Annotated in this window: 15 protein-coding genes; 6 read left to right on the forward strand and 9 right to left on the reverse strand. The window is 73.0% G+C overall.

The genetic code is table 11. The annotated features are described in order from the left end of the window. From C7Y72_RS02675 to C7Y72_RS02695, 5 genes are all read left to right on the forward strand, one after another. Positions 1 to 1716 carry an NADH-quinone oxidoreductase subunit M gene (locus C7Y72_RS02675; protein ID WP_107567070.1) on the forward strand — a complete coding sequence of 572 codons (1716 nt, stop codon included), beginning with the start codon at positions 1 to 3 and terminating at the stop codon, positions 1714 to 1716. After that, a complete protein-coding gene (locus C7Y72_RS02680) occupies positions 1713 to 3260 on the forward strand; it encodes an NADH-quinone oxidoreductase subunit N (RefSeq protein ID WP_107567071.1) in 1548 nt (515 codons plus the stop codon). Before C7Y72_RS02675 ends, C7Y72_RS02680 begins: the two co-directional genes overlap by 4 nt. 51 nt (positions 3261 to 3311) lie before the next feature. Continuing rightward, complete coding sequence (locus tag C7Y72_RS02685) at positions 3312 to 3527, forward strand: hypervirulence associated TUDOR domain-containing protein (protein ID WP_107567072.1); 216 nt, start codon at positions 3312 to 3314, stop codon at positions 3525 to 3527. 118 nt (positions 3528 to 3645) lie between these two features. Further along, positions 3646 to 7524 (forward strand): S8 family serine peptidase, encoded by a 3879-nt coding sequence (locus C7Y72_RS02690; protein ID WP_107567073.1) that lies wholly within the window; start codon positions 3646 to 3648, stop codon positions 7522 to 7524. A gap of 48 nt (positions 7525 to 7572) precedes the next feature. Then, on the forward strand, positions 7573 to 8034 hold the full coding sequence (locus C7Y72_RS02695) for an RrF2 family transcriptional regulator (RefSeq protein WP_107567074.1): 462 nt from the start codon (positions 7573 to 7575) through the stop codon (positions 8032 to 8034). Here the strand turns inward: C7Y72_RS02695 and C7Y72_RS02700 are convergent. The 4 genes from C7Y72_RS02700 to C7Y72_RS02715 are packed head-to-tail and all read right to left on the reverse strand — an operon-like array spanning position 8024 to position 11732. Continuing rightward, positions 8024 to 9028, reverse strand: a complete 1005-nt coding sequence (locus C7Y72_RS02700; protein ID WP_107567075.1) for a sulfate/molybdate ABC transporter ATP-binding protein — start codon at positions 9026 to 9028, stop codon at positions 8024 to 8026. The two genes, C7Y72_RS02695 and C7Y72_RS02700, sit on opposite strands and share 11 nt — an antisense overlap. 7 nt (positions 9029 to 9035) lie before the next feature. Continuing rightward, positions 9036 to 9920: a sulfate ABC transporter permease gene (locus tag C7Y72_RS02705; RefSeq protein ID WP_199223837.1), complete on the reverse strand. Its 885-nt coding sequence runs from the start codon at positions 9918 to 9920 to the stop codon at positions 9036 to 9038. Then, positions 9910 to 10770: a sulfate ABC transporter permease subunit CysT gene (gene cysT, locus C7Y72_RS02710; protein ID WP_107567076.1), complete on the reverse strand. Its 861-nt coding sequence runs from the start codon at positions 10768 to 10770 to the stop codon at positions 9910 to 9912. Before cysT ends, C7Y72_RS02705 begins: the two co-directional genes overlap by 11 nt. Beyond that, positions 10767 to 11732 carry an extracellular solute-binding protein gene (locus C7Y72_RS02715; RefSeq protein WP_107567077.1) on the reverse strand — a complete coding sequence of 322 codons (966 nt, stop codon included), beginning with the start codon at positions 11730 to 11732 and terminating at the stop codon, positions 10767 to 10769. The genes cysT and C7Y72_RS02715 overlap by 4 nt, the downstream gene beginning before the upstream one ends. 155 nt (positions 11733 to 11887) lie before the next feature. On the opposite strand from C7Y72_RS02715, the gene C7Y72_RS02720 reads away from it, so the two are divergent. Then, positions 11888 to 13495 carry an FAD-dependent thymidylate synthase gene (locus C7Y72_RS02720; RefSeq protein WP_107567078.1) on the forward strand — a complete coding sequence of 536 codons (1608 nt, stop codon included), beginning with the start codon at positions 11888 to 11890 and terminating at the stop codon, positions 13493 to 13495. A 6-nt stretch (positions 13496 to 13501) separates the two neighbouring features. Here the strand turns inward: C7Y72_RS02720 and C7Y72_RS02725 are convergent, their stop codons facing one another. From C7Y72_RS02725 to acs, 5 genes are all read right to left on the reverse strand, one after another. Continuing rightward, positions 13502 to 14539 carry a metallophosphoesterase gene (locus C7Y72_RS02725; protein WP_107567079.1) on the reverse strand — a complete coding sequence of 346 codons (1038 nt, stop codon included), beginning with the start codon at positions 14537 to 14539 and terminating at the stop codon, positions 13502 to 13504. A gap of 9 nt (positions 14540 to 14548) precedes the next feature. Next, complete coding sequence (locus tag C7Y72_RS02730; RefSeq protein ID WP_107567080.1) at positions 14549 to 16123, reverse strand: acetate--CoA ligase; 1575 nt, start codon at positions 16121 to 16123, stop codon at positions 14549 to 14551. Between the two features lie 77 nt (positions 16124 to 16200). Further along, positions 16201 to 16722: a DUF6036 family nucleotidyltransferase gene (locus C7Y72_RS02735; RefSeq protein ID WP_107567081.1), complete on the reverse strand. Its 522-nt coding sequence runs from the start codon at positions 16720 to 16722 to the stop codon at positions 16201 to 16203. Then, complete coding sequence (locus tag C7Y72_RS02740; RefSeq protein ID WP_107567082.1) at positions 16722 to 17030, reverse strand: hypothetical protein; 309 nt, start codon at positions 17028 to 17030, stop codon at positions 16722 to 16724. Before C7Y72_RS02740 ends, C7Y72_RS02735 begins: the two co-directional genes overlap by 1 nt. A gap of 24 nt (positions 17031 to 17054) precedes the next feature. Further along, positions 17055 to 19037 (reverse strand): acetate--CoA ligase, encoded by a 1983-nt coding sequence (gene acs / locus C7Y72_RS02745; RefSeq protein WP_107569550.1) that lies wholly within the window; start codon positions 19035 to 19037, stop codon positions 17055 to 17057. Positions 19038 to 19095: the final 58 nt, after the last annotated feature.

Below are 19095 nucleotides of genomic sequence, written 5' to 3' on the forward strand. Positions count from 1 at the left end.
GTGACCCTTCATCTCTCGATCTTCCTCTGGCTGCCCGCGGCGGCCGGCGTCCTCGGACTGCTCTCGCGGTCCGACAAGCTCGCCCGCGCGCTCGCGGTCCTCGGGGCCCTCGGCTCCCTGGGCTACGCGATCACCGCGGTCGTCGACTACGACCGCGACACCGGTGGCCTGCAATACGTCACCGACCGCACCTGGATCTCCGAGCTCGGGATCCACTACAAGCTCGGCCTCGACGGGCTGAACCTGTTCCTGATCCTGCTGACCGCCGTGCTGTTCCTCGCGGCGATCCTGTGGTCGATGCGCACGCCGATCGAGCGCGAGCGCCACTACTGGCTGCACCTCGGCATCGGCCAGACCGCCGTCCTCGGCGCCCTCATGGCGCAGGACCTGGCGCTCTTCGTCGCGTTCTTCGACCTGATGCTGATCCCGTTCTTCTTCCTGACGATCGGGTGGTCCACGGCGGAGAACAAGACCGGCGCGGTCCTGAAGCTCGTCATCTACACGCTCGTCGGCTCGCTGCTGATGCTCGTCGCAGCGATCGGCATCGCGGTCCTCACCAAGGACGCGTCGGGCAACGACCTGACCTTCGTCCTCAGCGACCTCACCGCCACGACGCTGCCCGAGGGGTCGCAGGACTGGATCTTCCTCTGCTTCGCCGCCGCCTTCCTCGTGAAGATGCCGGCGTTCCCGTTCCACGGCTGGATGCCCGACGGGTACAAGGCGATGCCGCTGCCCGTCCTGGCCGTGTTCTCCGGCGTGCTGTCGAAGGTCGCCGCCTACGGCTTCCTGCGGATCGTCTGCCCGACGCTCCCCGACGCCGCGGTCGAGTTCCAGACGCTGATGCTCATCATCGGCCTGCTGTCGATCGTCTACGGCTCCGCGGTCGCCTTCACCACCACGAACGCCCGCCTGATCCTCGGGTACTCGTCGCTGGCCCAGCTCGGCTTCATCCTGCTCGGCGTCTTCGCGCTGAACCCGCAGGGCGCACAGGGCGCGATCCTCCAGTCGGTCAACCACGGCCTCGTCGTCGCGCCCGCGTTCTTCCTCGTCGCCCTGGCCGCCGAGCGCGCCCGCGGCTCGGAGGACATCCGCGACATGGGCGGCCTGGCGTTCAAGGCGCCGATCATCGCGGTCCTCTTCCTCATCGTCGCGCTGGCGAACCTCGCGATCCCCGGGTCGTCGAACTTCGTCGGCGAGTTCTTCATCCTGCTCGGCGTCTTCAACGCCAAGGTCGCGATCGCCGCGATCGCCTTCACCGGCGTCGCGCTCGCCTCCGTCTACTCGCTGCGCCTGTTCATCCGCGTGATGCACAACCGCACCGGCGCGGAGACCGAGGGCCGCGAGATCAGCGTCCGCGACGGGCTCGTGCTCGTCCCGCTCGTGCTCGCGATCATCGCGCTCGCCTTCTACCCGCAGCTCGCGCTGCAGAAGGGCGAGAAGGACATCACCGGCGCGGTCGCGACCGCGTTCGAGAAGTCCGACCCCGAGCAGTTCGCCAAGGAGACCGGCGGTAGCGCCGAGCCCGCCGCCGCGCAGGCCGTCACGCCCGGTGCGGGCGCCGGCCAGGCGATCGATCCGGCCACCGGGGCGCCCGCGGGCGGCCAGGCGGTGCAGATCGACCCGCAGACCGGTCTGCCGATCGACCCGAACACCGGGCAGCCGATCCAGATCGATCCCGACCAGCTTCCCGCCGAGGCCCAGGAGGTCACGCCGTGACGACCACCCTCCTCGCCGCCGCCGAGGCGCCGAAGATCGACTGGGGCGGGCTCTCCCCGCTCATCGCGCTGCTCGGCGGCGCCGTCATCGTCCTGATGCTCGGCCTGTTCCGCTCCGCGTTCGTGCGCGAGCAGGTCGTGCCGTTCCTCAGCCTCGTCGCCGTCGGCGCGTCCGCCGGCCTGACGATCTGGCAGTGGGACACCCGTCTGGACCTGATCAGCGGCGCGATGCGGGTCGACGGCCTGGCGCTGACGCTGAACCTCGTGCTGCTCACCGCCGCGTTCGCGACGATCCTGCTGTCCTGGCGCGCCAACGCCCCGCGCGAAAGCGCCCACGGCGAGTACCACTCGCTGCTGCTGACCTCGGTCGCCGGCATGGTCGTGCTCGTCGGCGCCCAGAACCTCGTGACGCTCTTCATCGGGCTCGAGCTGTTCTCGATCCCGCTGTACGTGCTCTGCGCCACCGAGATGCGCCGCGCGACCGCGCTCGAGTCCGGCCTGAAGTACCTGATCGTCGGCTCCGCCGGCTCCGCGATCCTCCTGTACGGCCTCGCGCTGCTCTATGGCGCCACCGGGGACACCGACTTCACCGGGATCGCCGCCGCGGTCGAGGACCAGGGCCTCGCCAAGGACTCGCTGCTGCTCGCCGGCGTCGCGCTCACCGCGGTCGGCCTCGCGTTCAAGTGCTCGATCGCGCCGTTCCACCAGTGGACGCCGGACGTGTACGAGGGCGCCCCCACGCCCGTGACCGCGTTCATGGCGGTCGCCACGAAGGCCGCCGCGTTCGGCGTCTTCCTGCGGCTCTTCGACGTCGCGCTGATCGGCTCGTCCGACGTCTGGGCGCCGTTCCTGGCGATCCTCGCCACCGTGACGATCATCGTCGGCAACGTCGGCGCGCTCGGCCAGTCGTCGCTGAAGCGGATGCTCGCGTTCTCGAGCGTCGCCCAGGCCGGCTACATGCTCGCCGGCGTGATCGTCGCGACGCAGCTCGGCGTCCGCGCGACCGTCTTCTACCTCGCGGTCTACCTCGTCATGAACCTCGCCGCGTTCGCGGTCATCGTCGCCCGCGAGCGCGAGACCGGTCACGGCGACGACATCGAGGCGATCAAGGGCATCGGCCGCGACCGCCCGCTGCTGGGCTGGGCGCTCACCCTGTCGATGCTCGGGCTCGCCGGTGTCCCGGCGACCGCCGGGTTCATCGGGAAGTTCTACCTCATCGATGCGGCCGTGGACGGCGACTACGCCTGGCTGGGCATCGTCATCGTGATCGGCTCGATGATCTCGCTCGCGTACTACCTGCGGGTCGTCGCGGCGGTCTGGAGCACCGAGGCCACCGCCACGGCCACCACCGGCGCGGGCCCCCTCCCCGCGCTCGCGGGCGGCGCGCCCGACGGCCCGGCGGACTTCACCCCCGGCGCGGAGAAGCACTGGGAGGTCGCGCTCGTGGCCGCCGTGTTCGGTGCCGCCACGCTCGTGCTCGGCGTGATCCCGGGCCCGCTGTTCGACCTGATCCGCGACAGCGGCTCGGGCCTCGGCCTCTTCTAGACCGCCGCTTCCGGGCGCCTCTGCGCGCCGCGCCCCGGGTAGCCGGGGCGCATGAGCGTCATCCGCACCGGCACGAAGGTCTCCTGGTCCTGGGGGAACGGCACTGCGACCGGCACCGTCGCCGAGCGGTTCACCGACACGGTGACCCGCACGATCGAGGGGTCGGAGATCACCAAGCACGGCAGCGAGGACTGCCCCGCCTACCTGATCGAGCAGGAGGACGGCGGACGGGTCCTGAAGCTGAAGTCCGAGGTGCGCCGCGCCTGATCGGCGGCGGCGGGTCGCAACCTGGTCTCGGACCGCTCCCATCTCGCCGAGCGGTGTGGCAGGCTGACGGGGCGAGCGCGGGGGACCGGCCTTCGGCGCCGCACGCCGAGGAGCGCACATGTCCGTCGCACGCCCTGGCCGCGCGTCAGCGTGGGCCGTCCTGACCGCCGCCGTCGCGGCCACCCTCCTGCTGGTCTGGGCGCTCCCGGGCGGGCCCGGACGGGCGACCGCCACCGCCGGCGGGACCGGCGCGTCCCACCTCTACCTCGTCCCGGCGGGCGCCGCGGCGGACCGCGCCGTCGCCTCCCCGGCCGTGCGCCTCGTCGCGCGCTACGAGGACGCGGTGCTCGCCGAGACCTCCGCGCCCGACGCGGGCGCGCTCGTCGACGCCGGCGCCCAGATCCGCGACGACCTGCGCCGGGTCACGCTCCAGCGCCGCACCGTCGATCCCGCGGCCGAGCAGGCGGCGACCACGACGAAGCGGGCCCCGTCCCCGCTGGCGGCCGCGGACGGCCCCGTGCTCCAGGTCGTGCAGTACGTCGGCCCGCCGAAGGACGGCTGGCTCGAGGACCTCGCCGCCACCGGCGTGCGGATCGTGAGCTACCTGCCACAGGCCGCCTACCTCGTCCACGCCGAGGGCCGACAGCGCGACGCCCTCGCCGCCTACGCCGAGCGGTCGAGCGTCGTGCGAGCCACGTTCCCGCTCGCGGCCGCCGACAAGATCGCGCCCGAGATCCCGGCGCAGGGCGCGAGCCCCGTGGCGGTCCAGACGCTGACCGGCGAGGACGGCACCCCGGCGCGCAGCGCGCTCGCCCGCGCCGCCGGGGCGACGACCCCGCGCCCCGACATCCACCTCGGTCCGTACCTCACCCGGTACGCGACGCTCACGCGGACCGAGGTCGAGGAGCTCGCCGCGCAGCCGGGTGTCGTCTCGCTGGAGGCGGCGCCGATCCCGGAGCTGCTCGACGAGCGGCAGGCGCTGCTGATGTGGGACCCGGTCGCCGCGCTCGGCGCGGCCGGCACCTACCTCGGCCTCGTCGACGGCTACACGGGGACCGACACGTTCGACTTCGCGATCGACGTCACCGACGAGGGCCTGGACACCGGCAACGCCGCCGACATCGGTCACACCGACTTCCGCGTCGGCGGCAGCGCCGCCAATCCCAGCCGGGTCGGGCGGATCGTCAACGCGCGCACGACCGGTCCCGTCGAGGACGGCTCGGACTGCGGCGGGCACGGGACGATCAACGCGGGCATCGCCGCCGGGTTCACCGCCAACACCACCCCGGCCACCGACGTCGACGCCGCCGGCTACCGCTATTCGATGGGCGTCGCACCGCGGGCGCGGATCAACGCCACCCGTGTGTTCCAGTGCAGCGGCCCCTGGAACGCCCCCAACCTCAGCACGGTCGCCGACACGACCTACGCGGCCGGCACCCGGATCCACACGAACTCCTGGGGCGCGAACAGCGGCGGGGCGTACACGCCGGAGGCGCAGCTGTTCGACCGCATCGTCCGCGACGCGCAGCCGGGCACGGCCGGCAACCAGCAGCTCGTCGAGGTGTTCTCGGCCGGCAACTCGGGTCCGAACCCGGGCACGATCGGCTCCCCCGGCACCGCGAAGAACGTCCTCACCGTCGGGGCGACCGAGAGCGAGCGGCCGTTCGGCACCGACGCGTGCGGGATCACCGACGCGCTCGCCGACGACAACCGGCAGGTCATCGGCTTCTCCAGCCGCGGCCCGACCGCGGACGGTCGGCTGAAGCCCGACGTGACCGCCCCGGGCACGCACGTCTCCGGCACCCGGTCCCAGAGCGGGGCCTACAACGGCAACGGCGTCTGCGGCGTCGCGGGCGGCGGGATCCAGTTCAACAACCGCTACACGGCCTCCTCGGGGACCTCGCACTCCGCGCCCGCCGTGGCGGGCCTCGCCGCGCTCGTGCGCGACGTCTTCACGCCGGTCATCGGGCGCGCACCGACCCCTGCGCTGACGAAGGCGCTGATCGCCAACGCCACCGTCGACATCGACGACCCGGCGGCCGGCGGCCACGCACCCAACACGTCGCAGGGCCACGGGACCGCCGCGATCCGCGCCACGCTCGACCAGGCGGCGACCGCGGCGATCCGCACCGGGACGTTCGCGGACTCCGGCACCACCCAGACGATCGTGCGCACCGTGCAGGACCCCGGCCGCCCGGTCCGGGTCGCGCTCGCGTTCACCGACGCGCCGGGCTCGACGGTCGGCAGCAGCGTGGTCAACGACCTCGACCTCGAGGTGACCGCCGGCGGGCAGGTCTACCGGGGCAACGCCCGCGACGGCGCGACCGGCCTCTCGCTCCCGGGCGGGACCGCCGACCCGCGCAACACCCTCGAGACGGTCGTGCTCCCGGCCGGCACCACCGGCACCTACGCGGTGACCGTGCGCGCGACGACGATCGCCGGGGACGGCGTGCCGGGCGACGGCGATCTCACCGACCAGGACTACGAGCTGGTCGTCGACAACCAGACCGCCGCGACCGCGGGCTACGTCACCGGTGACGCCACGACGCTCCGCGACGAGGACGGGGACGGCGTGATCGAGCCCGGCGAGCCGTTCGCGGCCGAGACCACCGTCACGAACGTCGGCGGCTCGCCCGCGCAGAACGTCCGCTCGCAGATCTCCCCGGCGTCCCCCGACGTCACGGTGACCGAGCCGCGCGGGCCGGCGATCGAGCTGGCCCCCGGCGCGACCGGGACGCTCGCCGGGGCCCGCGGTGTGCTCGCCAGCTCGGCGCCGTGCGGCACGGGGGCGAGGATCGGGGTGGCGCTCGCCACGGACGCGCCCTCCGGCGCCGGGATCGGGCCGGGCGGCCGCATCGCCGGCCCCGCCTCCGTCGCCTTCCTGCGGACCGCCCCGACCGCCGTGGCGATCCCCGACGGCCCCGGAGGCGCGTCCGCGACGCTGCCGCTCGTCGTCAGCCGGCCCGGCCGCGTCGCGAACCTCGAGGTGATCCTCGACCTCACGCACACCTACGTCGGGGACCTCGCGATCACGCTCACGAGTCCCGCGGGCACGACGGTCACGCTCATGAGCCGTCCCGGCCCCGGCGGCGCGGGCTCGCCGGGCGACGACCTCGTCGCGACGATCCTCGACGACGACGCGACCCGGACGATCGAGTCGATCGTCGCCGCCGACGCACCGCACACCGGCCGCTGGCGGCCCGACCAGCCGCTGGCCGCGTTCGACGGGCAGACGATCACCGGCACGTGGACGCTGACCGTCCGCGACCTCGCCGCCGGGGACACCGGGACGATCCAGCGCGTCGGGATCTCCGATCCGCCCGACTGCAACGTCGACCCCGTCCCGGCGTTCGACGCGCCCACCACCGCGCTCGTGGACGAGACCGTCACGCTCGACGCGTCCCCCGCGGTGGACCGCGACGGCTCCCTGACGCGGTTCGAGTGGGACCTCGACGGGGACGGGACGTTCGAGCGCGACAACGGCACCGCGCGCACGCAGACCGTCGCGTTCCCGACCGTCGGCGCGAAGCCCGTCGCCCTGCGCGTCACCGACGACCGCGGTGCCCGGAGGACGCGCAGCGCGACGATCACCGTCGGCACGCCCCCGCCCGCACCCCCGGCGCCCACCCCCACCCCGTCGGCCACGCCCGCGCCGCAGCCGACCCCGACCACCGGGCAGGGCCTGCCGACCGGCGAGCGCCCCGCGAAGGTCGTCCCGTCGCTGCTCGGCGGCCCGTCGACGAAGCGGTGCCTGAGCCGTCGGACCGTGCGCGTCACGCTGAAGGCGCCGAAGGGCACGACCCTGCGCAGCGTCGTCGTGACCGTCAACGGGACGCGGCGGCGCACCGTGACCGGCACCGGCCTGCGGCGCGCGATCAGCCTCGCGGGCCTGCCGAAGGGCCGGGTGGTCGTGAAGGTGCTCGCCACCACCACGACCGGCGCCCGCCTGACCGCCAGCCGGACCTACCGGACCTGCACGCCGAAGAAGCGCCGCTGACGCGACCCAGGCCCGACGGCGGGGCGGCCGATCCGCGATGATGCGTGCGTGCGCATCACCGCGAAGGCCGACTACGCCGTCCGGGCCGCGATCGAGCTCGCCGCCCATGCCGGGGACGACCGACCGACCAAGGGCGAGGCGCTCGCCCGCGCGCAGGACATCCCCCTGAAGTTCCTCGAGAACATCCTCGCGGACCTCCGGCAGTCCGGGATCGTGCGCAGCCGGCGCGGGGCCGACGGCGGCTACCTGCTCGCCAAGCCCGCCGACGAGGTCACGATCGCCGACATCATCCGCGCCGTCGAGGGCCCGCTCGCGCACGTGCGCGGCGAGAAGCCCGAGGAGGTCGAGTACGCCGGCAACGCCGAGTCGCTGCAGCAGGTCTGGATCGCCGTGCGCGCCGCGCTGCGCAGCGTCGCCGAGACCGTGACGCTCGCCGACGTCGCCGCCGGCGAGCTGCCCGAGTCGGTGACGAAGCTCGCCGCCGACCCGGAGGCCTGGGTCACGCGCTAGGCGCGCTCGGAGCGGCCGGTGCGGTCGCCCCGGCGAGGTCCTCGGGGGCGAACGCGGACGCGCTCGTCGGCCGGACCCAGACGATGTCGCCGCTGCGCAGCTCGAGCGCCTGCGCCTCGTGGCGGGTGATCTGGGCGGTCAGGTCGGTGCCGTCGTGGAGCGTGAGCTCGACGCGCACCTGGAAGCCGAGGTGCGCCACGCGCGTCACCTGCGCCTCGACCGCGTCCTCGCGCGGCCCGTCGGACAGCTCCAGGTCGTGCGGGCGCACGACGCGCTCGCCGAGCTGGCTGACCTCGCCGAGGAACGACATCACGAACGGCGTCTCCGGGCGGTCGTAGAGCTCGCGGGGCGGCCCGACCTGCTCGATCCGCCCGTCGCTCATCACGGCGATCCGGTCGGTGACGTCCATCGCCTCCTCCTGGTCGTGCGTGACGAGCACGGTGGTCACGTGGACCTCCTCGTGCAGGCGGCGCAGCCAGGCGCGCAGCTCGGCGCGGACCTTGGCGTCGAGCGCGCCGAACGGCTCGTCCAGCAGCAGGACCTTCGGCTCGACGGCGAGCGCGCGGGCGAGCGCCATCCGCTGCCGCTGACCACCGGAGAGCTGCGACGGGTACCGCTTCTGGTAGCCGGCGAGCCCGACGACGCCGAGCAGCTCGTCGACCTTCTCCTCGATCTCGGCCTTCGGCCGCTTGCGGATCTTCAGGCCGAACGCGACGTTGTCACGGACGCTCATGTGCTTGAACGCGGCGTAGTGCTGGAACACGAAGCCGACGCCGCGCTCCTGCGGCGGCACGTGCGTGACGTCCTTGTCCTCGAGCACGACCGAGCCGGCGTCCGGGCGCTCGAGGCCCGCGATGACGCGCAGCAGCGTGCTCTTGCCCGAGCCGGACGGGCCGAGCAGCGCCGTCAGCGACCCGGTCGGGATGTCCAGCGACACGTCCGTCAGGGCCTGGAAGTCGCCGTAGCGCTTGTCGACGTTGGAGACGGTGATCATCGGGACCTCAGTGATCCTTGCGGGGGTTGATGAGCGTCATCGCCAGCAGCGTGCCGAGGGCGATGACGGCGAGGAGCGCGGAGGCCGCGTAGGCGCCCGCGAGATCGAAGTTCTGGTACCGCTTCTCGACCAGCAGCGGCAGCGTCTCGGTCTCGCCGCTGATCTTGCCGGACACGACGCTGACCGCGCCGAACTCGCCGACCGCGCGCGCGGTCGAGAGGACGATGCCGTAGGCGACGCCCCAGCGGATCGACGGCAGCGTGATCCGGCGGAAGCTCTGCCAGCGCGTGGCGCCGAGCGTCGCCGCCGCCTGCTCCTGGTCGTCGCCGACCTCGCGCAGCACGGGGATGACCTCGCGCGCCACGAACGGCAGGCAGACGAACACGGTCGCGATCACCATGCCGGGGAGGCTGAAGATGATCTGGATGCCGGCGTCGGCGAGCTCGTCGCCGAACCAGCCGGTCTTGCCGTAGACGAGGATCAGCGCGAGGCCGACGACGACCGGGCTGATCGCGAACGGCAGGTCGAGGATCGCCTCGAACACGGGCTTGAAGCGGCTGCGGCCCAGGCGACCGCGCACGAGCGACAGGGCGGCGAGCACGCCGAGCACCGTGTTGATCGGGACGGCGATGAGCGCGACCGTGACGGTCAGCCAGAACGCGCTGATCGCCGCCGGGGTCGTGACGCTCGCCCAGACCTCGTCGACGCCCGGCGCGAACGTCTCGTAGAGGACGTAGCCGACCGGGAAGGCCAGCAGCAGGCCCAGGTACGTGAGGGCGATGACCCGCAGCCCGTAGCGGGCGACGCCGCGGCGCAGGACGCGCAGCACCGGGGACGGCGCGCGCTCGGGCTCCGTCGGGAGCACCGGCGTGACGGTCGCCTCAGCGCTCATGGCGGGTGCTCCAGCGCTCCAGCAGCCGCAGGCCGAGGAGGACGATCAGGGACAGGGCGAGCAGCACGACGGACACGGCGGCGGCGCCGCGCAGGTTGTCGGACTCGAGCTGCTTGAACACGAAGACGGACGCGACCTGCGTGTCGAACGGGACGTTGCCGCTGATGAGGATCAGCGATCCGAACTCGCCGATCGCGCGGGCGAACGCGAGCGCCGCGCCCGACAGGATCGCGGGCCCGAGGTTCGGCAGGACGATGCGGCGGAAGATCGTCACCGGGGTCGCCCCGAGCGAGGCAGCGGCCTGCTCCATCTCCCGGTCGAGCTCGATGATCACCGGCTGGACCGACCGCACGACGAACGGGAGCGTGACGAACAGCAGCGCCAGGACGACGCTGAACTGCGTGAAGCTGACGTTGACGCCGATCGGGCTCTTCGGCCCGTAGAGCGCCAGCAGGGTCAGGCCGGCGACGATCGTCGGGAGCGCGAACGGCAGGTCGATGATCGTGTTGACGAACCCCTTGCCGGGGAACTCGTCGCGCACCAGGACCCACGCGATCACCGTGCCCATGACCGCCTGAACGGCGGCGACGATGAGCGAGACGATCAGCGTGAACTGCAGGGCGCTGACGGCCTGCCGGGACGAGACGGCGGTCCAGAAGCCGTCGAGGCCGTCGTCGAACGAGCGGGTCGTCACGGCTGCGAGCGGCAGCAGGACGATCAGCCCGAGCCACAGGACGACGAGCCCGAGCGCGAGCGGACCGGGTCCGCCCACGACGCGGTCGGCCGCCCCGCCGCGCGCGACGCGGCGGGGCGACTCGTCGCCGGCGACGGTGGTCGCGGGCGTGCTCACTTGGCGGTCGACACTCCCGCCTCTTCCTCGATCTTCGCGATCGAGCCGGCCTCGGGGTCGAACAGCTCCGTGTTGAGCTTCTTCCAGCCGCCGATGTCCTCGATCGTCTTGAGGTTCTTGGCGGGCTTCAGCGGGCCGGACGGCGGGTCGTAGCCCCAGTCGGCGAAGAACTTCTGGCCCTCGGGGCCGGTCGCGTAGTCGATGAACGCGTCGGTGCCCTCACCGGCGGTCTTCGTCTTGGCGATGAGCAGGTCGATCTGCAGCGTGTCCTCGGGGACGACGACGTCGAGCTCCTCGCCCTTCTTCTGCGCGGTGATCGCCTCGTAGTAGTAGGAGAGCAGCACGTCGCCGGTGCCGGAGGTGAAGGTCTGCAGCGCCTCGCGACCGGACTTGTCCTGGACCTTGACGTGGTCCTTGATGAGCGTGTCGACGTAGTCGATGCCGCCGTAGGCGAACGCGCCCATGAGGTTCCACTTCGCCGCCCCCGAGGTGAACGGGTTCGGGGTGACGACGGAGACGCCCGGCTTGATCAGGTCGTCCCAGTTGCGGATGTTCTTCGGGTTGCCCTTGCGGACGATGAAGGAGACCTGCGAGGTCGAGACCTTCTCGAAGTCGTCGACGAGGCCCGCGTCCTGCAGGCGGGTCATGTCGGGCTCGGTGGAGAAGGTGACGACGTCGGCCTTCTGGCCCGCCTCGACCGCGCGGCTCTGGTCGCCCGACGCGCCGAAGGAGGTCTTGAAGCCGATGCCCTCGCCCTCCGTGGTCTTCTCGAACGCGGGGATGAGCTCGTCGTAGACGACCTGCGGCGTGGAGTAGGCGACGAGCGAGAGCGTCGACCTCGAACCCGAGGAGGAGCCGGCGTCGGCGCCGTCGGTCGAGTCCGAGGCGCCACCGCAGCCGGCCGCCACGAGGGCGAGGCCGGTGGCCGCGAGCGCGGCGATGCGGGGGAATGAGCGGTGCACGGGGTGGTCCTCCAGAAAGACTGAGTTGCTGATCGGGTTTTGCAGGATTGCACATTCCCGAGCAAGCCGGTCGACAAGAGCGCCCCGGTCCCGATGGGATCCACCGGATTGGCGGAGTCCGGGCCCGCCGACGCGGCCGCTACGCTGACCGCCCCGTGCTCTACCCGGTCGAGTCCTTCACCCCCGACGAGCAGGCGCTGCTGGCGCCGCACGTGACGAACCTCGACCGCCCCGTGTTCGCGCTCGTCGGCCTGCCCGAGACGGTCAAGGGCGCGCTCTTCGCCCGCTACTCCCGCTACCAGGGCACGCTGCGCCGCCTGTTCCTCGACGAGTTCGCCGACTCGCTGGGCGCCACCACCGCCGCCCCGGCCTGGGACGGCGACGAGGGCCGCCGCGCCGCCGACCTCTACGAGCGGATCTTCCTCGGCTACGGCGACGACTCCGTCGCGCAGCTCGGCGGCGCGCACGTCGCCTGCGAGTGGACCTCGAACGTCCTCACGAAGATCCTCCAGCGCCCGCGGCTGGGCTCCTACCTGGAGCAGTCCACGCGCTACATCGCCTACGACGCCCCGATCGAGGGCACGAGCGACTACCGCTACTACCGCGACGAGCAGCTCGGCCCCGTCTACGAGGCGGCGATGGACGAGATCTTCTCGATCTACTCGGCCTGCATCCCGAAGGTGATCGCGTGGGCGGACGCCGCCTACCCGCCGCCGGACGGCGAGCCGACCGCGGCGCACCGCCGGGCGATCACGGCGAAGGCGCTCGACCTGCTGCGCGGCCTGCTGCCGGCGTCGTCGCTGTCGCACATGGGGATCTTCGCCAGCGGTCAGACCTACGAGCAGCTGATCCTCCACCTGCTCGCCCACCCGCTGCCCGAGGCGCGCGAGTACGGCCGCATGATCCTCGACGCGATCAAGGCGACGATGCCGAGCTTCGTCGCGCGCGTCGAGCGTCCCGACCGCGGCGGCGAGTGGGTCTCCTACCTCGAGCACCGCGAGAGCGCCGCGCGTCGCTGGGTGGCGCGCCTGGGGCTCGACCGGCCGTCCGGGGACGGCTCGGTGCGCCCATCGGTCGAGCTGCTGCACGTCGACGGCGACGAGGACGCCCTGCTCGCCTCGCTCCTGTTCGAGGCCGCCGGGGTGCGCGAGGAGGAGACGCGCATCCGCCTCTCCGCGCTCGGCGCCGACGAGCGCACCCAGCTCCTGGCCGACCTCGTCGGCGAGCGGCGCAACCGGCGCCACCGGCCCGGCCGCGGGTTCGAGGCGCTGCGCTACCGCTTCGAGATCGTCAGCGACTACGGCGCCTTCCGCGACCTGCAGCGCCACCGCATGCTGACCGTGCAGTGGCAGACGCTCGGGCCGCACCTCGGCGCCGGCGTGCCGGACGAGGTCGTCGCCGCCGGCTGCGGGGACGAGTACCGCCGCGCGCTGGAGATCTCCCGCGCGGAGTTCCAGCGCCTGCACGACGCGGGCCTCGCGACCGCGGCGCCCTACGCGCTGTGCCTGGGCTTCCGCATCCGCTACGTGCTCGACTGCAACGCGCGCGAGGCGATGCAGCTGATCGAGCTGCGCTCCGGCCGCGAGGGCCACCCCTCCTACCGGGCGGTCGCGCACGAGATGCACGCGCAGATCGCGGCGGTGCACCCGGCGGTCGCGGGCGCCATGCGCCACGTCGACCGCGAGACCGAGCCGCGCCTGGAGCGCATCCTCGGCGAGATGCGCACGCAGGCGAAGCTCGACGCGCTCACGCCCCGCGCCTGAGGCCGGTCAGGAGCGCAGCGCGCTCGCCGGCAGGTCGTCCAGCAGCGCCAGCGGGGTGATCCGCCCGTCCTCCACGAGGATCGCGCCGCCGGGCCAGTACACGTGCGAGGGGTCGGCGCGGTGCAGCAGCAGCCGCTCGTCGACCCACGAGCCCGTGTTCCAGATCCGCGGCAGGCCGGTGGGACCGACCCACTGGGTCGGATCGTCGCCGGGTCGCGGCCCGGCGCGGTGCACGTGGCCGAAGACGACGTCGTCCGCGTCGACGCCGAGACGGTGCACGACGCGCGCGAACGCCGGGATGCTCGCCCGCAGCATCTGCAGCCCCAGCAGGCGGGAGCGCAGCCGGGCGCGCCAGGCGCTGTCGCCCCCGGCCGCCGCAGCCGCCTGGGTGCCCGACATCGTGGCGCGCCGCGCGAGCGCGCCGAGGTCGGCGAGGCGGTCCGACAGCCAGCGCGGCAGCAGCCGGCCGAGCGGCCCCTCGATCGTCGTGACGCTCGAGCGCTGCTCGTAGTCCATCGGGGTCGCCCCGTCGCGCGGCAGCCGTCCGAGCAGGCCCCGCGCGATGCCGAACGCCGACTCGGGGAGCAGGTGGCGGTCGAGGTAGTGGCCGTGCGTCGCCCAGATGCGGTCGTCGAGCCACACGCCCGGGTAGCGGACGGTGACGGTCGCACCGCCGCCCGCCAGCCAGCCGACCACGCGGGCCAGCAGCGGGGAGGCGTCGGGTGGCACCCGGCTGTCCGGGCGCAGCACCCGGCCGGGCGTGCGCAGCCACGGCCGTACGAGCAGCCGGTCGTGGTTGCCCGCCAGCAGCACGATCTCGCGGCCCGGACCGAGCGCGTCCCCGATGTCCCGCAGCACCGACTCGGCGATCGCGAGCGCGTCCCGCGGGCGCGCCTCGGTCAGCTCGACGACGTCCCCGAGCAGCACGAGACGGTCGACGTCGGCCAGAGCGGCGAGCAGCCGGGCACGCGGCACGGGCGCGCGCAGCACATCGCGCTCGACCCGCGAGCCGAGGTGCAGGTCGGAGATGACGAGGGTGCGCACGGGCGGCGGTCAGCCGCCCTGGCGGGCGCGCTCCTCCTCCTGCTGGCGCAACTCGATGCGCCGGATCTTGCCCGTGAGCGTCTTCGGCAGCTCGGTGACGAACTCGATCCGTCGCGGGTACGCGTAGGCGGAGAGCCGCTCGCGCACGAACGCCTTGACCTCCTCGGCGAGCGCGTCGGACGGCTCGTGGCCCGCGGCCGGGACGATGAACGCCTTGACGACGTGGCCGCGACGCTCGTCGGGCGACGCGACGGCCGCCGCCTCGGCCACCGCCGGGTGCTCCAGGCACGCGGACTCCACCTCGAACGGGCCGATCCGGTAGCCGGCGGCGATGATCAGGTCGTCGGCGCGGCCCTCGTACCAGTAGTAGCCGTCCTCGTCGGCGCTGGCCGCGTCGCCGGTGCGGAACCACTCGCCGCCGAAGACGCGCTCCGTGTCCTCGTCGCGGTTCCAGTAGCCGAGCGGGTAGTGCGGGTTGGAGCGGGCCTTCAGGGCGATCTCCCCGCGCTCCCCCGGCGTCGTGATCGGCCGCGAGTCCTCGTCGAGGATCGCCATCTCCCAGCCGGGCATCGGCTTGCCCATCGAGCCCTCGCGGACGTCCATCCACGGGTAGTTGGCGACCATCGGGTAGCTCTCGGTCATCCCGTAGTAGTCCAGGACGGTCAGGCCGTACTGCTCGCGGAACCAGCGGATCGCCTCGGGGTTCAGCGGCTCGCCGGCGCTGCAGACGATCCGGAACCGCTGCGGGTAGCGGGTCCCGGCGTCGGAGATCCCCATCATCGACCGCATCGCCGTCGGCGTCGTGAAGACGTTGGTGACCTCGTTGCGGCTGAGGAAGTCGAGCTGCTGGTGGGGGTCGAAGCCGCCCTGGCGCTGCAGCACGACCTGGACCGCCCCGAGGCGCCACGGGCCGAGCAGCGGCGCGATCCCCGCGGCCCACGCCCACTCCCCCATGCCGTGGAACCGCTCGCCGGGCTGCACGTCGTGGGAGTGCACGAACTCGTTGTGCGCCAGCAGGTAGCGGTGGGCGTGGAGGATGCCCTTGGCCGCGCCCGTGGTGCCGGAGGTGTAGTAGAGCTGCGCCGGGTCGTCGGCGGCGGTGTCGGCGTGCACCGGCGTCGCGTCCGCGGCGGCGAGCGTCTCGGCGTCGAGCACGATCACCGTCTCGACCAGCGAGGTGTCGAACCGCTCGACGTTCGCCGCGTCGGTGACGAGCACCTTGGACTGTGAGTCGGTGAGCCGGTAGCGGATGCCGTCGTCGCCGTAGAGGACGCTCATGCTCAGCAGGATCGCCCCGAGCTTCCAGGTCCCGAAGAACAGGGCGGCGGTCTCGGGCGTCGGCGGGAGGACGACCGCGACGCGGTCGCCGCGCTGCACGCCGTGGGCGGCGAGCAGGTTCGCGGCGCGGTTGGCGAGGTCCTGCAGCTCGCCCCAGGTGAGCTCGCGGCGTTCCCCGTCGTAGCGCTCGTGGATCATCGCGAGCTGGTCCGGCGGGTGCTTCTCGCAGACGTCCTGGGCGATGTTGTACCGCTCGGGGACCTCCCAGCGGTGGTCGGCGACGGCCTGCTCGTAGCGGTGGGACATGGTGCCGATCCTCCTGCCCGCCGGGCGCCGCGGTCAACCGTTGCACGGAGGTTCGCCGCGCGCCGGCCGGGGTCCCGTCAGGTGAGCCCGTCGACGAGCCGCCGCACGGCCCGGCGGTGCTCCTCGTCGACCGGGAGCGCGTCGACGCGCGCCGCCAGCGTCGCGACCGCGACGATCCCGGCCGCGACCGCCTGCCGGGCGAACGCGACGTCCTTCTCGCGCCCGGCGACGAGCTTCGAGAGCACGAGGTCGTGCGGCTCCAGGCACCAGCCGCGCGCGCCGCGGGTCGCCGGGCCCTCGACCAGCACGAGCCGGTCCTGCCAGCCTTCCGGGGCCTTGGCGGTCTCGGGGCCGACGCCGTGCGCGTAGTAGCCGAACGTCTCCTGGAAGATCGAGCCCTCGCCGATCGCGCCATCGATCAGGTCCGACCGCTCGGGCCGATCGCGCGGGAAGACGTCGGCCTCGACGGAGGTGAGCATCGCCGCGGGAGCGTCGGGCACGGACGCGAGGATCGCGCTGCTGTCGACGACCACCAGGTCGTCCTCGCCCGCGACCGCCGCCGCGGCGCGCAGCACGTGCTCGAGCTCGTCGCGGCGCATCAGCGCACCTCCCGCACGATGCGCCAGCGCGCCGCGGGCGGGACGACACCGGCGAAGGGGGTGTTCTGCCGCAGGTCGCGCATCCGCTCGTCGTCGCGCACGAGCGCTGCGGCGAGCTCGTCGGCGGGGCCGTCGAGCAGCGCCCGCCACGCCCGCGCGGCGGGCGGCGGGACCGGGCCCCCGTCTCGCAGCCACGCATCGACGCGCGCCCGGGCCGTCCCGACGACCTCCGGGGTCAGCCGCGCCCGGACCGCCGCGTGCAGCGCGATGCTGCGGCGCTCGGCGGTCCGGTGGTCCTCGACGGTCATGGGGCACGGTAGCGCCCCCGCCCGTCAGCCCTCGTCGCTCTGCGCCTCGGCGATCTTGCCCTGCAGCTGCTGCATGACGCCCGGGTCGCGCAGGGTCGTCACGTCGCCCAGGGCGCGACCCTCGGCGATGTCCTTCAGCAGGCGGCGCATGATCTTGCCCGAGCGGGTCTTGGGCAGGTCGTCGGCCCACACGATCCGCTTGGGGCGGGCGAGCTTGCCGATCCGCTGGGCGACGTGCTCGCGGATCTCCGCCTCGAGATCGGGTGTGCCCTCGAGGTCGCCCTCGAGCGTCACGAACGCGCAGACGGCCTGACCGGTGTCCTCGTCGGTCTGGCCGATGACCGCGGACTCCGCGACCTTGCCGTGCGAGACGATCGCCGACTCGATCTCGGCGGTCGACATGCGGTGGCCGGAGACGTTGAGCACGTCGTCGACGCGCCCGATCACCCAGACGTACCCGTCGTCTGCGTCGCGCTTGCTGGCGTCGCCGACGAAGTACGTCTGCGGGCCGAACTTCTCCCAGTAGGTCGAGACGTAGCGGTCGTCGTCCCCGAAGAGCGTGCGGAGCATCCCGGGCCACGGCCTGGTCAGCGTCAGCAGGCCCTGCGTGCCGTCCGGGACCTCCTCGCCGCTGTCCGGGTCGACGATCGCCGCGTACACGCCGGGGAGCGGCGTGCCGGCGCTGCCGGGCTTGCCGTACTGGGCGCCCGGGAGCGTCGTGATCATGATGTGACCGGTCTCGGTCTGCCACCAGGTGTCGACGATCGGGCAGCGCTCCCCGCCGATGACCTTGTGGTACCAGAGCCACGCCTTCGGGTTGATCGGCTCGCCGACGCTGCCGAGCAGGCGGAGCTTGGACAGGTCGTGCTGCGCGGGCAGGTCCGCGCCCCACTTCATGCAGGCACGGATCGCGGTCGGCGCGGTGTAGAAGAGCGTGACGCCGTACTGCTCGCACAGCTCCCACCAGATGCCCTTGTGGGGGTAGTCCGGGGCGCCCTCGAACATCACCGACGTGGTGCCGTTCATCAGCGGTCCGTAGACGATGTAGGAGTGCCCGGTGATCCAGCCGACGTCGGCCGAGCACCAGTACACGTCCTCCTCCGGCCGCAGGTCGAAGACGTGCTTGTGCGTCCACGCGACGCCGGTGAGGTAGCCGCCGGTGGTGTGCTGGATGCCCTTCGGCTTCGCGGTGGAGCCGGAGGAGTAGAGGATGAACAGCGGGTGCTCGGCGTCCAGCGGCTCGGCCTCGCACTCGTCGTCGGCCGCCGCGAGGGCGTCGCCCCAGAAGACGTCGCGGCCGTCCTGCATCGGGCAGTCGCCGCCGCCGTGCTGGACGACGAAGATCGTCTCGAGCGTGTCGAGCGAGCCCATCACGTCGTCGACCGTCGTCTTGACCGGCGCGGTCTTCCCCTTACGGCGCGCGCTGTCGACGGTGATCAGCGCCTTGGCCTCGGAGACCTCCATGCGCTCGTGCACGGACTCCGCGGAGAAGCCGCCGAAGACGACGTTGTGCGGGGCGCCGATCCGCGCGCAGGCGAGCATCGCGACGACGACCTCCGGGATCATCGGCAGGAAGATCCCGACGACGTCCCCCTTGCCGATGCCGCGCGCCTTCAGCGCGTTGGCGGCCCGCTGCACGTCGCGGTGCAGGTCCGCGTAGGTGACGGCGCGCTGCTCGCCCTCCTCGCCGTGCCAGTGGAACGCGACGCGGTCGCCGTTGCCCGCCAGGACGTGCCGGTCGACGGCGTTGTACGAGGCGTTGAGCGTGCCGCCCTTGAACCACGTGTAGAACGGCGGGTTGCTGTCGTCCAGCGCCGTCGTCGGCTCGGTGAACCAGTCCAGCGCCTTCGCCTGCTCGGCCCACCAGGCGACCGGATCGGCCGCGGCGGCCTCGTGGACGGAGCGGTCGTGGATCCGTGCGTGCTCCGCGAACGACGCGGGCGGGGGGAAGTTCTCGATCTGCAGCAGGGCCTCGAGGTCCTGCTCCAGGTGACCGGTGTCCGTCATGTCGTCGCGCTCCTCCAGGGTGCTCACAGCGGGTACTCCTCGATCATGCCCGATCGGC

Source organism: Paraconexibacter algicola (assembly GCF_003044185.1).
Lineage (GTDB): Bacteria > Actinomycetota > Thermoleophilia > Solirubrobacterales > Solirubrobacteraceae > Paraconexibacter > Paraconexibacter algicola.